Genomic DNA, 398 nt, shown 5'->3' with positions numbered 1-398 from the left:
GGAGGACACGGGGCGAAGCCGCCTTGCTCTGAATTACGATGCCATCCAATTCCTGACCGGCGTCCAAGAGCTTGGCGACCCACGTGGCTCGCTGTTTGTTCACGTAGCCGATCTTCTTCGCTGGGCGGCCCGTCGTGATCGCGACAGCGTTAGCGTCGTGTTCGTTGTTGGGTTCGCGGACAGCCTGAACGCGTTGGCCGTTCCGGAACTTGAACGGTTTGTTCGGATCCTCATAGAAGCCCATGCCAACGACGCGGAACGCGAAAATCTGAAAATGTCGCAACGCAAGGATTTTGTAATCGACCAACTGCCCGTTGTGGAGGGCCAAGTCCAAGCCGTTGCTGGACGATACGAGGCGAAGTGGCGGCATACCGTCAGGGCCGGCCACCAGTTCGCTC

Annotated in this window: 1 protein-coding gene; it reads right to left on the bottom strand. The window is 59.0% G+C overall.

The genetic code is table 11. The features are described 5' to 3' along the window. Nucleotides 1–398: HIRAN domain-containing protein (locus tag AC1DKD_RS42340; RefSeq protein ID WP_477144881.1), on the bottom strand; the 398-nt coding region annotated here is incomplete at both ends.

The sequence above is a fragment of the Cupriavidus sp. 05T313 genome (genome assembly GCF_056396665.1).
The sequence above is the reverse complement of the archived record's forward strand: the minus strand, read 5'-3'. Positions and strand labels throughout refer to the sequence as shown.